This window comes from Streptomyces broussonetiae (assembly GCF_009796285.1).
Taxonomy (GTDB): Bacteria; Actinomycetota; Actinomycetes; order Streptomycetales; family Streptomycetaceae; genus Streptomyces; species Streptomyces broussonetiae.
Genome location: NZ_CP047020.1, coordinates 5,936,204 through 5,950,127 on the forward strand (window position 1 = coordinate 5,936,204; position 13,924 = coordinate 5,950,127).

12 protein-coding genes and 1 pseudogene are annotated in these 13,924 nt (G+C 70.3%); 7 read left to right on the plus strand and 6 right to left on the minus strand.

Annotated features, from left to right (window positions below; all coding sequences use genetic code 11):
• On the minus strand, positions 1 to 408 hold the full coding sequence (locus GQF42_RS27585) for a DUF192 domain-containing protein (RefSeq protein WP_158924222.1): 408 nt from the start codon (positions 406 to 408) through the stop codon (positions 1 to 3).
• An 81-nt stretch (positions 409 to 489) separates the two neighbouring features.
• Here GQF42_RS27585 and GQF42_RS27590 point away from each other — a divergent pair.
• The 6 genes and pseudogenes from GQF42_RS27590 to GQF42_RS27615 form a co-directional block, all read left to right on the plus strand.
• A pseudogene (locus GQF42_RS27590) lies at positions 490 to 1,046 on the plus strand (LLM class flavin-dependent oxidoreductase); the annotation flags it as partial.
• A gap of 78 nt (positions 1,047 to 1,124) precedes the next feature.
• Entirely contained in the window at positions 1,125 to 1,916 is a 792-nt protein-coding gene (locus GQF42_RS27595; protein ID WP_158930664.1) for a methyltransferase domain-containing protein, read from the plus strand.
• An 821-nt stretch (positions 1,917 to 2,737) separates the two neighbouring features.
• Positions 2,738 to 3,511: an isoprenyl transferase gene (locus GQF42_RS27600; protein WP_158924223.1), complete on the plus strand. Its 774-nt coding sequence runs from the start codon at positions 2,738 to 2,740 to the stop codon at positions 3,509 to 3,511.
• A 348-nt stretch (positions 3,512 to 3,859) separates the two neighbouring features.
• A complete protein-coding gene (locus tag GQF42_RS27605) occupies positions 3,860 to 5,185 on the plus strand; it encodes a PhoH family protein (RefSeq protein ID WP_158924224.1) in 1,326 nt (441 codons plus the stop codon).
• 407 nt (positions 5,186 to 5,592) lie between these two features.
• Positions 5,593 to 6,291, plus strand: coding sequence for an aggregation-promoting factor C-terminal-like domain-containing protein (locus GQF42_RS27610; protein WP_199272820.1), 699 nt, complete (start codon positions 5,593 to 5,595; stop codon positions 6,289 to 6,291).
• Between the two features lie 139 nt (positions 6,292 to 6,430).
• Positions 6,431 to 7,795, plus strand: coding sequence for an AI-2E family transporter (locus tag GQF42_RS27615; protein ID WP_158924226.1), 1,365 nt, complete (start codon positions 6,431 to 6,433; stop codon positions 7,793 to 7,795).
• A 22-nt stretch (positions 7,796 to 7,817) separates the two neighbouring features.
• On the opposite strand, the gene GQF42_RS27620 is transcribed toward GQF42_RS27615, so the two are convergent.
• A complete protein-coding gene (locus tag GQF42_RS27620) occupies positions 7,818 to 8,351 on the minus strand; it encodes an alkyl hydroperoxide reductase (RefSeq protein ID WP_158924227.1) in 534 nt (177 codons plus the stop codon).
• A 3-nt stretch (positions 8,352 to 8,354) separates the two neighbouring features.
• Entirely contained in the window at positions 8,355 to 8,909 is a 555-nt protein-coding gene (locus tag GQF42_RS27625; protein WP_158924228.1) for a peroxiredoxin, read from the minus strand.
• 135 nt (positions 8,910 to 9,044) lie between these two features.
• Here GQF42_RS27625 and GQF42_RS27630 point away from each other — a divergent pair, with 135 nt between their 5' ends.
• Entirely contained in the window at positions 9,045 to 9,995 is a 951-nt protein-coding gene (locus GQF42_RS27630; protein ID WP_158924229.1) for a LysR substrate-binding domain-containing protein, read from the plus strand.
• A 99-nt stretch (positions 9,996 to 10,094) separates the two neighbouring features.
• On the opposite strand, the gene GQF42_RS27635 is transcribed toward GQF42_RS27630, so the two are convergent.
• The 3 genes from GQF42_RS27635 to GQF42_RS27645 all read right to left on the minus strand — a co-directional run bounded on the left by GQF42_RS27635 (position 10,095) and on the right by GQF42_RS27645 (position 13,674).
• Entirely contained in the window at positions 10,095 to 12,395 is a 2,301-nt protein-coding gene (locus GQF42_RS27635; protein WP_158924230.1) for an ABC transporter permease, read from the minus strand.
• 68 nt (positions 12,396 to 12,463) lie between these two features.
• Positions 12,464 to 13,153, minus strand: a complete 690-nt coding sequence (locus GQF42_RS27640; RefSeq protein ID WP_158924231.1) for an ABC transporter ATP-binding protein — start codon at positions 13,151 to 13,153, stop codon at positions 12,464 to 12,466.
• Entirely contained in the window at positions 13,150 to 13,674 is a 525-nt protein-coding gene (locus GQF42_RS27645; RefSeq protein ID WP_158924232.1) for a PadR family transcriptional regulator, read from the minus strand. Before GQF42_RS27645 ends, GQF42_RS27640 begins: the two co-directional genes overlap by 4 nt.
• Positions 13,675 to 13,924 lie beyond the last annotated feature (250 nt).

The following is a 13,924-nucleotide window of genomic DNA, read 5'->3' on the forward strand; positions in this document are numbered from 1 at the left end:
CTAGGCAGCCCCGTCGCCCCCGGCACCCTCCCCGCCCTCCCGCTCCACGGCCACCCGCACTCCCGCCCGCAGCCCCCACTCGGTCATCGTCCCCGCGGCCGCCTCCAGGACGTGCCGGGCACGCAGCCGGGGCAGGCCCAGGCGGCCGGGCTTCATCGTGCGCACGGTGACGACGGTCAGCCGGCGGTTCAGATAGGCGACGTCGATCGGCATGCGCATCCCGAAGGTGTGCACCCCGCTCGCCGGTGTCAGCAGCATCGCCCCGTCCAACGCGTCCCGGCCCAGCAGCCCCTTCGTCCGGGCCCGGTACGAGGCCGCGATCTCCAAAGGGACGGTCGTGACCGGCTCGCCGGAGCCCGCCCCCACGACCAGCCTGCCCCGTCCGTCCCGCCAGCGCCCTCGTCCCATCGCCCGGCCCGCCCTCCCGCTCAACACGCCTGATCCGTAAAATCGTTGCCGTTTCCCTTCCTCCCCACCAGGAAGGCGGACATGACTGGACTCGGTGTCGTGTTCCGCCCCGAACTTCCCCCCGGGCGCCTGCGGGCCGTCGCCCGTGCCGCGGACGAGGCGGGGCTCGAGGAACTGTGGCTGTGGAGGACTGTTTCCAGGAGGGCGGCATCTCCACGGCCGCCGCCGCGCTCGCCTGGACGGAGCGGGTGCGCGTCGGCGTCGGGTTGCTGCCCGTCCCGCTCAGGAACGTGGCCCTCACCGCGATGGAGACGGCCTCCCTGCACCGGATGTTCCCGGGCCGCGCCACCCTCGTCGTCGGGCACGGTGTGCAGGGGTGGATGGGGCAGGTCGGCACCCGCCCCGCATCCCCCCTGACCCCGCTCGCCGAGCACCTCGACGCCCTGCGCGCGCTCCTTCGGGGCGAACGGCTCACCGTGCGCGGGCGGTACGTGACCCTGGACGACGTCGCCCTCGACTGGCCGCCGAAGTCGGCCGGGCCCGTCCTGCCCGGCGCCACCGGGCCGCGCACCCTGCGCCTGTCCGGCGCCCGGGCCGACGGCACCGTCCTCACCGCGGCCACCTCCCCGGACGGTGTGCTCCCTCCCGGTCCGGCCGGACACGGCCGGACGGAAAACCGCAGGCCCGGGCGGCCGCATCCTGCGATCATCGAGGGCATGACAGGGAACCGTTCCTTCGAGGACCTCGTGGCCGAGGGTGTCGCCGTACCGACCGAGGGGTGGGACTTCTCGTGGTTCGAGGGGCGGGCCACCGAGGAGCGGCCGTCGTGGGGGTACGCCGTGTCCGCGGGGGAGCGGCTGGCCCGGGCCCGGGCGGCGCTCGACATCCAGACCGGCGGCGGTGAGGTGCTGGACTTCGCACTGGGCAGGGCCGAGCCGGCCCGCCCGGTGTCCACCGCCGCGACGGAGGGCTGGCCGCCGAACGCGGCCAGGGCCACCGCCCTGCTGCGGTCGCGCGGGGTCGTGGTCGTCACCGCTGCGGACGATGCGCCGCTGCCCTTCTCGGACGGGGCCTTCGACCTGGTGCTCAGCCGCCATCCGGTGCGCCCCTACTGGGACGAGATCGCCCGGGTGCTGTGCCCCGGCGGCACGTATTTCGCCCAGCACGTCGGGCCGGCCAGCGTCTTCGAACTGGTCGAGTACTTCCTCGGACCGCAGCCGGCCGAGGTGCGCTCCGGCCGGGATCCCGGGCGCGAGCGGGCCGAGGCCGAGGCGGCGGGCCTGGAGATCGTCGCGCTGCGGGCGCAGCGGCTGCGGATGGAGTTCCACGACATCGCCGCCGTTGTCCATTTCCTGCGCAAGGTGGTGTGGATGGTCCCGGACTTCACGGTGCAGGCGTACGAGCCCCAACTCCGCGCGCTGCACGAGCGGATCGAACAGGAGGGCCCCTTCGTCGCGCACAGCGCCCGGCACCTCTTCGATGTCCGTAAGCCGGTGCGCGGAGCGTGAAGCGAGGCGTCGACATATCGGGTGGACCGGAAGGAAGCGGGCGCGGTTCGGCCGCGGTTCACCCGTGGTTTCCGCATTGTTATCGACTCTGGTTCACATCGGCCCCACCTGTCACGTAAGTTCAGACCAAGGTAATTCGCGTGAGCAAAGCTGCGCGACCGGTACCGCGCAGTGGAGGGGGCTGCGCGGTGCTGTGAACCCCTTCGACTCCCGTGCGGCCCCGTAGCGGAACCGTCAAGTCACCGTTCGCCGGTCGGGTAGCCCGTCGGGGGGACCTCCGGGGCGAGTCGCTAAAAAGTCCCCATATGGAGCAAACCGCCCGGAGTCTTCCGAATCCCTTCGTATCCGGCTGGTTTTCCCTGGGATTCCGCTGTGAACCAGCCAGGAATCACCCCTGAATCCAACCCTCCGGGTCCATCGGGGCGTCGCCGGGTGACTTCGGAGAGTAGTTGTGGCACGCCGATGCACCCACGAACCCTTACGAAGGGTTATGGTGGAAACCCCCCTCGGGCCGGTCCGTCTCCCCCCCACGGACCGGCCCGTTTTTCTGCCCGGGCCGCGGAACCTCCCGGCGAGGGGCCGTCGTCCCGACCTGTGAGAGGGGGGGGCGCGGGGCCGTGCCCGACTTGCGGCTCCGCCGCGTGGCCGCGACCGGCCGCACATGCCCGCACCCGCAATCGCATCCGACATCGCACCCGCCGACGAAGCAGAACGAACCCCCCACCCCCCCCAAACCCCGGGGCCGATAGCAAGCCTCGAGCAACGGTAGGCTCAACGTCTCCGGCACTCGTCTATCCCCCGCCAATCCCCCGGAGGGCCACGTGAACCTGCGCGACAACCTGCGCAGCCTGCTCGTCAGGCTCTACGCACGCCGGGTGGAAGGTCACCTGGACCACACTCAGGTGCCCAAGCACATCGGCGTCATCATGGACGGCAACCGCCGCTGGGCGAAGGCGTCCGGCTCCACCACCGTCCACGGCCACCGCGTCGGTGCCGAGAAGATCGAGGAGTTCCTCGGCTGGTGCACGGAGACGGACGTCGAGGTCGTCACTCTGTGGCTGCTGTCCACGGACAACTTCGACCGTCCCCAGGACGAACTCGTCCCCCTGCTCGGCATCATCGAGGACGTGGTCCGCACCCTCGCCGCCGACGGCCGCTGGCGTGTGCACCACGTCGGCACGCCCGACCTGCTGCCGGGCCCGATGAGGATGGCACTGAAGGAGGCCGAGGAGGCCACCGCCCACGTCGACGGAATAGTGGTCAACGTGGCCATCGGATACGGCGGCCGGCAGGAGATCGCCGACGCCGTGCGCTCCATGATGCTCGACGCGCACGACCGGGGTGTGTCGATGGAGGACCTCGCCGACTCCGTCGACGTCGACATGATCGGCCGTCACCTCTACACCAGCGCCCAGCCCGACCCGGACCTCGTCATCCGCACCAGCGGCGAACAGCGGCTGTCCGGATTCATGCTCTGGCAGACCGCGCACTCGGAGTACTACTTCTGCGAGGTGTTCTGGCCGGCGTTCCGCAAGGTCGACTTCCTGCGTGCGCTGCGCGACTACGCCGCACGTCACCGCCGCTACGGCGGCTGATCCCCGTCGCACGCCCCGTCGCCGCCCGGTGACGGGGCGTCGTCATGTGCGGCGGTTCGTGAGGACGTAACGAGGAGTTCACCGGCGCGCTGTTGGCCGCATTTGCATGGCGGCGCATGTTCGAGGGCATAAGCCAGACAGGTCGACACCCGAACCACGGGCGTCGGATCTCAGCGGGCGGCACGGGGCCGTCCGCCCGGGAGGCCCTTTGCACCAGCCCGACCGTGCGGTCTCTGCACGGAAGCAGCCGCGGAGGGCCGGTTCTCGGCCCGCCGTGCGCGGGGGCCGTCGACCGGTCCAGTTCAACCTCGTCGCTCCCCGACCTCATCCGAGGGGGTACGTCCTTCCGTGGTGACCAGCACAAAGCGCCACAAGCCAGACCGGCGCACCTATGTTCTCGACACCAGCGTCCTGCTGGCCGACCCGAACGCCCTGACCCGCTTCGACGAGCACGAGGTCGTGCTTCCGATCGTCGTGGTCACGGAGTTGGAGGCCAAGCGGCACCATCCCGAACTCGGCTACTTCGCCCGCCAGGCCCTGCGCCTGCTGGACGACTACCGGGTGAAGCACGGTCGCCTCGACGCCCCCATCCCGATCGGGGAACTGGGCGGGACGGTCCGGGTCGAGCTCAACCACTCGGACCCCAGCGTGCTGCCCACCGGCTACCGCCTGGGGGACAACGACTCACGCATCCTCGCGGTGGCCCGCAACCTGCAGGCCGAGGGGTACGACGTCACCGTCGTGTCGAAGGACCTGCCGCTGCGGATCAAGGCGTCCTCGGTCGGGCTGCTCGCCGAGGAGTACCGGGCCGAACTCGCCATCACGGAGAACTCCGGCTGGACCGGGATGACCGATGTCACCCTGCCGGGCGAGCAGGTGGACGTCCTCTTCGAGGAAGGACACGTGTACGTACCGGAGGTCTCCGGCCTTCCGGTGCACACTGGCCTGACCATCCAGTCCGAGCGCGGCAAGGCGCTCGGCCGGGTCACCGCGGAGGGCAACGTCCGTCTGGTGCGCGGCGATCGGGAGGCGTTCGGCATCAAGGGCCGCAGCGCCGAGCAGCGCATCGCGCTCGATCTGCTGCTCGACCCGGACGTGGGCATCGTCTCGATGGGCGGCCGGGCCGGCACCGGCAAGTCGGCGCTGGCGCTGTGCGCGGGCCTGGAGGCGGTCCTGGAGCGCCGCCAGCACCAGAAGGTGATGGTCTTCCGGCCGCTGTACGCCGTCGGCGGGCAGGAGTTGGGCTATCTGCCCGGCACCGAGGCGGAGAAGATGAGCCCGTGGGCACAGGCCGTCTTCGACACGCTCTCGGCGGTCACCAGCCGCGACGTCATCGAGGAGGTCACCGCGCGCGGCATGCTCGAGGTGCTGCCGCTCACCCACATCCGAGGCCGCTCGCTGCACGACGCGTTCGTGATCGTGGACGAGGCGCAGTCGCTGGAACGGAACGTCCTGCTGACCGTTCTGTCCCGGATCGGCGCCAATTCGCGGGTCGTTCTGACCCATGATGTGGCGCAAAGGGACAATCTGCGGGTCGGCCGTTACGACGGCGTGGTGGCCGTCGTGGAGAAGCTGAAGGGGCATCCGCTCTTCGCCCACGTCACGCTGACCCGGTCCGAGAGGTCCCAGATCGCCGCCCTTGTGACCGAAATGCTCGAAGAGGGCCACGTCTGATAAATCTGCGCTGATCCCAGCCCTATTGGCGTCGTCCGGCAAAGGCCAAGAGCCTAGCCGGGCGGCGCCTCGGCATGTGGAGCTTTCCGTAAATCCCCTGAGCCAAACGGGATGTGAGCTTTCACACTCGGCGCAGAATTGCCACCCGGCGTCCGGTTGCGGCAGAGTCTCAGTCCTGTCAGGCCCCGCATACGACACACCTGTACCCCCAGCGGTACGGCACCACAGAGGTACCACCAACTCCATAACGTCCGTCGTATGCCGCCCGAGCATCACGCGGCGCTCCCTTGAGGGGAGTTGCCCACCGGGCCCGTGCCTCCCGTGACCCCGCAGTTGGGAGGCCAGTGCCAGGGGCACGATTGCGTCCGCCAGGGTCACCGAAGCGGGCGATGCTGGAAGGAAACCGTGTGAGCCGGATTTCGGTCCGGGGATTCGCAGTGGCTTCGGCCACCGCGGTCACCGCCGTCGGGAGCGTCGTCGGAGTTGCCTCGGGCAGCGTCGCGCAGAACAACAACGACGCCGAGGCGACGGCAGCCGACACCACGCTCCTCGCAGACATACCCGCGGGTCAGCAGGCACAGGTCCAGTCCGCGTCGCTGACGCAGCAGGCCGACGCCCAGGCCATCGCCGCGGACGCGAGCGCCAAGAAGGATGCCGAGGAGGCGGCCCGCAAGGCAGCCGCCGAGACCGCGTACGCGAAGAAGGAAGCCGCCCAGAAGGCGGCGGAGGAGGCCAAGCAGCGCGCCGAGACGAAGGCGGCGGCCAGCCGCAGCGGCGACAGCAGCGACGCCACCTTCCCGGTGCAGTCCTCGTACACGGTGGCGCAGGTCCAGGCCATCGCGCGACAGATCGTGCCGGCCGGCCAGTTCCAGTGCTTCAGCAACATCGTGGACCACGAGTCCACGTGGAACTACCAGGCGGTCAACGCCTCCTCCGGCGCCTACGGCCTTGTCCAGGCCCTGCCCGCCGGCAAGATGGCGTCCGCGGGTGCCGACTGGCAGACCAACCCGGCCACCCAGATCAAGTGGGGCCTGAACTACATGAACCAGCGGTACGGCAGCCCCTGTGACGCGTGGTCGTACTGGCAGGCGAACGGCAACTACTGAGCCGTCCACGGTTCTCAACCTTGCGCAGCCCCTCCCCGTCCTTGGGGGAGGGGCTGCGCCCTGTACGGTCGTACCCGGCATACCTCCAGGGGGAGGAGAGGTGGCGAGCACGCGGGGACGCGGGGGAAGAGGACGAATCATGTCGCGAGTGCCAGGATGGCTCGGCCGACTGGGCGCCGGTCTCACCGAGATGAGCGAGCGCCTGGACGAGCGGCGCGTGGAGGTCGAGCAGAGCAGCGACCCGCTCGCCGCGCCCGCACCTCCCACCCCGGCCCCCGCCGCCGAGAGGCCGGACACCCCTGTCGAGCCCCCGCCCCCCGTCCGTGAGACCCCGCCTGCCACCCGGCGGTCCGCACCGTCGGCCGCCCCCCGCCCCGACCCCGCCGAGGCCGTGCCCTGGGGCGTGCGGGTCGCCGCCGAGGCGGGCTGGCGGCTGCTGGTGCTCGCCGGCACGGTCTGGGTCCTGATGCGGGTCATCAGCTCGGTCCAGCTGGTGGTGTTCGCCTTCGTCATCGCCCTGCTCGTCACCGCGCTGCTCCAGCCGACCGTCGCCCGGCTCACCCGCCGCGGGGTGCCGCGCGGCATCGCCACCGCGCTCACCGCCATCAGCGGCTTCGTCGTCATAGGGCTGATGGGCTGGTTCGTGACCTGGCAGGTCATGGAGAACATCGACACGCTCTCCACCCAGATCCAGTCCGGCATCGACGACCTGCGCAACTGGCTGCTCAAGAGCCCGTTCCACGTCACCGACAAGCAGATCAACCAGATCGCCAAGAACCTCCGTGAGGCGATCGGCGCCAACACCGACCAGATAACGTCCGCCGGTCTGGAGGGCGTTCAGGTCATCGTCGACTTCCTCACCGGCCTGCTGCTGGTGTTCTTCTCGACGCTGTTCCTGCTCTACGACGGCAAACGCATCTGGGAGTGGTTCCTGAAGCTGGTGCCGGCCGCGGCCCGCCCGGGCGTGGCCGGCGCCGGCCCGCGCGCCTGGCGCACCCTGACCGCCTACGTCCGAGGCACGGTCCTGGTCGCCCTGATAGACGCCACCTTCATCGGCGTCGGCATCTACTTCCTGAACGTGCCCATGGCCGTCCCGCTGGCCGTCTTCATCTTCCTGTTCTCGTTCATCCCGCTCGTCGGCGCCGTCGCCTCCGGCGCGCTCGCCGTGATCGTGGCGCTGGTCACCCAGGGCGTGTTCACGGCCGTCATGACGCTCGTCGTGGTCCTCGCCGTCCAGCAGATCGAGGGCCATGTGCTCCAGCCGTTCATCCTCGGCCGCGCGGTGCGCGTCCACCCGCTGGCGGTCGTCCTCACCGTCGCGGCCGGCGGCATGGTGGCCGGCATCGGCGGCGCGGTGGTGGCCGTACCGCTGGTGGCGGTGACGAACACGGTGGTCGGATATCTGAAGCAGTACTCGGAAGAGCTGCAACAGCAGAAGGCTCCCGCCCCGCCCGCACCCGCATCCGAGCCGGAGAACACCGAAGACCCCGTCCACGCGGAGTGAACGGGGCCCTCGGACAACGGCCCTACTCGGCGAGAACCGCCTCGGCCTCCAGCGTGACGGCCACAGCCTGCACCACGGAAGCGATCTTGAACGCCTCCTGGATCACCTCGCGCTCCACACCGGCCTTGCGCAGCACCTGCTCGTGCGAGTCCAGGCACATGCCACAGCCGTTGATCGCGGAGACCGCGAACGACCACAGCTCGAAGTCGACCTTGTCCACGCCGGGGTTGCCGATGACGTTCATCCGCAGACCCGCGCGCAGGGTGCCGTACTCGTGGTCGGACAGCAGGTGGCGCGTGCGGTAGAAGACGTTGTTCATCGCCATGATGGCGGCGGCCGACTTGGCGGCCTGGTACGCCTCCGGCTTGAGGTTCGCCTTCGCCTCCGGCTCCAGCTCACGCAGCACGATCGGGGAACGGGAGGCGATGGCGGTCGCCAGCACCGCGCCCCACAGCTGCTGCTCCGGCAGGCCGGAGTTGCCGATGACCGAGCCCAGGTTGAGCTTCAGGTCCTTGGCGTAGTCCGGGACGCGGGACTTGAGCGAGTCGAGAGACATGGGTCACTCACCAGCCAGCAGCGCGACCGGGTCCAGGGTGTTCTCACCCTTGCTCCAGTTGCAGGGGCACAGCTCGTCGGTCTGCAGGGCGTCCAGGACCCGCAGGACCTCCTTGGGGTTACGGCCCACGGAACCGGCGGTGACCATGGTGAACTGGATCTCGCGGTTCGGGTCGACGATGAAGACGGCGCGCTGCGCGAAGCCGTCCTCGCCCTCGATGCCCAGGTCGCGCATCAGCTCGTGCTTGGAGTCGGCCATCATCGGGAACGGCAGGTCGGTCAGGTCCGGGTGGTCCTTGCGCCAGGCGTGGTGGACGAACTCGGAGTCACCGGAGAAGCCGAGGATCTGGGCGTCACGGTCGGCGAACTCGTCGTTCAGCTTCCCGAACGCGGCGATCTCGGTCGGGCAGACGAAGGTGAAGTCCTTCGGCCATGCGAACACGACCAGCCACTTGCCCTCGTGGGACTTGTGGTGGATCTGCTCGAACTCCTTGCCCTTCTCCAGCGAGACGCAGGCGGTCAGTTCGAACTCGGGGAACTTGTCACCGACAGTGAGCACATGCTCTCCTTGCAGCGAAGAAGCACCCCTTTTGAGGGTGCTTCCCGTATGGGTTGGACGCCGTTGATCGTGGCACAGGGTGCATTGATTAGTGAAATAGCTACACTCGGTCTCGTTGATCGGAGGTACCTATCAGTGACCATCAGTAACGGCAAGCGCAGGCAGCCGAGCCTCGCCCAGCTGCGTGCCTTCGCGGCCGTCGCCGAGCATCTGCACTTCCGCGACGCGGCCGCCGCGATCGGGATGAGCCAGCCCGCCCTGTCGGGTGCGGTCTCGGCGCTGGAGGAGACCCTCGGGGTGACCCTTCTGGAGCGTACGACGCGCAAGGTGCTGCTCTCGCCCGCCGGGGAGCGTCTGGCCGCACGGGCGAAGGCGGTGCTGGAGGCGGTCGGCGCGCTGCTGGAGGAGGCCGAGGCGGTCCGGGCGCCGTTCACGGGAGTCCTGCGCCTCGGGGTGATCCCGACCGTCGCGCCGTACCTGTTGCCCACCGTGCTGCGCCTCGTGCACCAGCGCTATCCGCAGCTCGATCTCCAGGTGCACGAGGAGCAGACCGCCAGCCTGCTCGACGGCCTGCACTCCGGCCGTCTGGACCTGCTGTTGCTGGCGGTCCCGCTCGGTGTGCCCGGAGTCGTCGAACTCCCCCTGTTCGACGAGGACTTCGCGCTCGTCACCCCGCTCGACCACTGGCTCGGCGGGCGCGAGGGCATCCCGCGCGAGGCGCTGAAGGAGCTGAATCTGCTGCTCCTGGACGAGGGCCACTGCCTGCGCGACCAGGCCCTGGACATCTGCCGGGAGGCCGGCCGCGAGGACGCGCCGGTCACCACGACGGCCGCCGGGCTTTCGACGCTGGTCCAGCTGGTGGCGGGCGGCCTCGGGTGCACGTTGCTGCCGCGCACCGCGCTCAAGCTGGAGACCGCCCGCAGCAGCCAGCTCCTGACCGGGTACTTCGCCGAGCCCGCCCCGAGCCGCCGGGTCGCTCTCGCGATGCGGGCGGGGGCGGCGCGCTCGGCGGAGTACGAGGAGCTGGCCGCGGCGTTGCGCGAGGCGCTGGGTGCGCTGCCGGTACGGGTGCTGGACGCGTCCTGAAGGGCTGCGGGGGCACCGCGCGTCCAGCCCCACCGGTCCGCGCCGCGTACACCCCGCAGCCACTCCTCCCGGAGCGCCGACCGGCGACTCCGTGCGCGACTACTCCGTGCGCAGCCCCTCCGGGCGCATCATCCGGATCAGCGGCGGCAGGCTCAGCGCGGTCACCGTGAGGACCACCGCCGCGCCGACGGCGGTCATCGACAGCACGCTCGACCAGTCCACGCCCACCGACACGCCCGCCATCTGCAGCAGCACCGCGCCCAGGGTGAGCCCGACGGCCGTGGCGAGCAGCAGGCCCAGGCCGATCGGGATCGCCGTCTGCCACAGCACCGACAGGCTCAGGGTGCGCCGTCGGGTGCCGAAGGCGACCAGCGACGACAGCAGCTTCCTGCGCTCGCGCAACTGCTCCAGCTGAGAGACCAGCAGGCTCGTGCCGATCAGGGCCAGCACACAGATGGCGCCGGCGAACGTACCGGTGCGGATGGAGTCGAACTGCTTCGACCGCTCGGTGGCCGACCACAGCATCGTGTCCGCCAACGGGTCGATCCGTGCGGCGGTGTTGCGGATGTGCTCCTGCGCGTCCGGCACCGACCTGTCCACCGAGACATAGACCACCCCGGTCAGCAGACGGCTCAGCCGCTCGGGTATGGCCGCCGGGGTCAGCAGCACACCACTCATCCGCATTCCGGTCGGGCCGGTGATCGCGGTGGCCGGCTTCAGACGGCCCGGTACGGTCCAGGGGGCGTCGTTGCCCGGGCCGATGCCGTTGGTGGTGTTGATGTGGAGCGTGCGGCCCGGCCGGACGAGCTTGGCCACGTCGGCGTCGTTGCTTGCGCCCCTGGCCACGAAGGCGTCCCCGTCGTGGCAGGAGGTCACCCGGGCCTCCTCGCGCAGCGCGTCGCAGGTGCCGACCGTCAGCGGGACGGTGGTGGTGGGCCCGCGCCGCCAGTCCTGGTCGCCCAGGTCGGTGCTGCCGAGCGCGGTCGCCTTGCGTACCCCCTTGGTCGCGGAGAACTTCGCGGCGGTCGGGAGGAAGTCCACGCCCCGCGACAGGTTGACCTGCATCTGGGCGCGAGTGGTGTCGTGCCCGGTGTTCTTGGTGTATTCGCTCTGGATGCCGGCGAACAGCATCTGCATCGCGATCGCCCCGGCCACCGCGACCGCGATCCCGTTGACCATGCGCGCCGCCGTACCGCTGCTCAGCTGCAGCCGTCGTACGGCCAGTTGCCAGGCGAGCCCGCCCCGGCCGAGCCGGGCGACCACCGCTTCGACGATCCACGGCAGCAGGGTGGTCACACCGATGAGCAGCAGCAGGACGCCGCCGATCACCAGATACGGGTTGAAGTCGCCGTGCCCGCGGCCCTGCCCGATCATCGGGGCGAGCAGCGCGAGGCCGCCCACCGGCAGCAACAGCCGCCACCACAGCCGACGGCGGGTGGGCTTGGCGGTGCGGACCACACCCAGCGGCTCGATGACCACTCCGCGCAGCGCGAACAGAGTGACCAGCACCGCCGCCGCCGGGACGGCGACCGCGACCAGGGCGGCCAGCGCGGGCGTGGGATTGAGATAGCTGGGGAAAACGCTGATGCCCACGATCTCGACCGAGCCCGCGAGCTGCCGGCCGAGCAGGAAGAAGACGGTGCCGAAGACCAGCCCGACCAGCGATCCGGCGAGCGCCTCGCCCGCCGCGATCCGCCGGGTCATCCGGGTGTCGGAGCCCACCAGCCGCAGCGCGGCCAGCCGGCGGTCGCGCCGCTCGCCGCCGAACCGTACGGCGGTGGCGATGAACACGGCGACCGGCGTCAGCAGCACCGCGAAGACGACCAGCACCAGCAGGATCAGGACCGGGTCCATCGTGTTCGACGACGCGGTCGGACGCCCGAACTCGGTGATCCGGGCCGTCCGGTATCCGTCGATGCGCGGGGCGAGGCTCTTCGCACCGGCGTAGTAGGCCAGTTCCTGTGAGCCGATGAGCCCGCTCTCGCCGATCGTCCCGACGATCCGGTACGGCAGCCGCTCGCGCAGCAGTCTGCCGTCACCGGAGTCGAGCAGCTTCTTCAGCGCGGGGGAGACGACCATCTCGCCCGGCGCCGGGTACTTCGACAGACCAGGGGCGAGCGGCGCCTTGGGACCCTCGGGCTCCACCAGCCGGCCACGGACGTCGTCGCCGTGGTACGTGGTGTCGGAGTCGGAGATCAGCAGGGTGTTCGCGGCCTTCGGCCGCTTCGGACCGTAGGTGTAGTCGAGGCGGGCGTCGTCGCGGCTGTGCCGTACCCCGAGTGCGTTCGGGATCGCGGTCGTCAGCAGCAGCAGGGCCACGCCCAGACCGACGCCGACCGCCGTCAGCAGCACCCGGATCCAGCCCTCGCGCCCACCGGTGAACGCGAACCGGACCCCCATACCCAGATCCCGGGACCTCCCCCAGGCTCTCGACCCCGCCCGAGCCGGGCGGTTCCCCCGACGGGCGCTCACAGGGCGCGCTCCATGTCCCGGGACTTGCCGTCGCGTACGACGATCTCGCGGTCGGAGTAGGCGGCCACCCGGGCCTCGTGCGTGACGAGGACGACGGCCGCATTGGAGGAGCGGGCCGCGTCGGTCAGCAGCTCCATCACACGCTCGCCGTTGAGGGAGTCCAGCGCGCCGGTCGGCTCGTCGGCGAAGACCACCCGGGGCCCGGTGACCAGCGACCGCGCCACCGCGACGCGCTGGCCCTGGCCGCCGGAGACCTCACCGGGCCGCTTGCCCCTGAGGTCGTCCACCTCGAGCCGCTCCATCCAGCTCAGCGCGGCCTTCTCGGCCTGCTTGCGCGAGGTGCCGTTCAGCCGCAGCGGCAGGGCCACGTTCTCGACGCAGGTCAACTCGGGCACCAGCTGGCCGAACTGGAAGACGAACCCGAACTCCGAGCGCCTGAGGGCACTGCGCTCGGCATCGCTCATCCCGGCCAGTTCCCGGCCGTCGTAGAGGATGGAGCCGGAGTCCGGCGGGACGATGCCGGCGAGGCAGTGCAGCAGTGTCGACTTGCCGGAGCCGGAGGGGCCCATGACGGCGACGACCTCGCCGGGGTGGATGGAGAACTCGGCGCCGTCGAGCGCGACCGTGGGGCCGTAGACCTTGTGCAGGTTCTCGGCGGCGAGCAGGGAGCCGGCGGGTGCGGTCATCGGGTCACCGCCGCACGGAGCTTGTCCAGACGCGCCGCGGTCAGCTCCAGCCACCGCAGGTCGGCCTCCAGATGGAACAGCGCGTGGTCGCAGATCAGCTGGTCCGCGAGGTCGCCCTTGCGCTTGCGGTCGGTCAGGATCCGCATGCTGCGCAGGTGCTCGGCGCGCTGGGTGTCGAGGATGTCGGCCGCGTCGCGGTGGGTCAGCAGGGCGAGGACGACCTTGGTGTACAGGGTCGACTGGAGGTACTCCTCCGGCTTCTCCGGGGTCGCCAGCCACTTCTCCACGTCGGTGATGCCGGCTTCGGTGATGGCGTACCGCTTGCGTTCGGGGCCGCCGCCCGCCTCGATCCCGTCGACTTCCACGAGGCCGTGCTTCAGCAGTCGGGACATCGTGGAATAGACCTGGCCGTAGTGCAGCGGCCGGTCGTGACCGAACTTCTCGTCAAAGGCCCGCTTCAGGTCGTAGCCGTGACGCGGGCCGGACTCCAGGAGCCCCAGCAGGGTGTGACCGATGGACATGCAGAGCACTCTACACACGGTGTATACGCAGTATGTATACGCGGAGTGTGCAGATCATGGCGCGGGGTACGGCGGCGCAGGTGGGAGCCGATTGTCACGGTTCTGAAACGGGCGGACCGGCCGATTGCAGTTCATTGCCCGGCTCCCCGAAGCAACCCTGTGGCCTCGTTACTCGTCGGTTCCCTTGGGGCGGGTGCTGATTGTCACGTCCGTAAAAGAGCGGATCGGACGCCCTTTGTCATATAGGCGG

Coding starts and splice junctions, on each gene's coding strand:
- GQF42_RS27585 (WP_158924222.1), bottom strand. CDS start 408: ATGGGACGAGGGCGCTGGCGGGACGGACGGGGCAGGCTGGTCGTGGGG.
- GQF42_RS27595 (WP_158930664.1), top strand. CDS start 1,125: ATGACAGGGAACCGTTCCTTCGAGGACCTCGTGGCCGAGGGTGTCGCC.
- GQF42_RS27615 (WP_158924226.1), top strand. CDS start 6,431: ATGTCGCGAGTGCCAGGATGGCTCGGCCGACTGGGCGCCGGTCTCACC.
- GQF42_RS27620 (WP_158924227.1), bottom strand. CDS start 8,351: ATGTCTCTCGACTCGCTCAAGTCCCGCGTCCCGGACTACGCCAAGGAC.
- GQF42_RS27635 (WP_158924230.1), bottom strand. CDS start 12,395: ATGGGGGTCCGGTTCGCGTTCACCGGTGGGCGCGAGGGCTGGATCCGG.
- GQF42_RS27640 (WP_158924231.1), bottom strand. CDS start 13,153: ATGACCGCACCCGCCGGCTCCCTGCTCGCCGCCGAGAACCTGCACAAG.
- GQF42_RS27645 (WP_158924232.1), bottom strand. CDS start 13,674: ATGTCCATCGGTCACACCCTGCTGGGGCTCCTGGAGTCCGGCCCGCGT.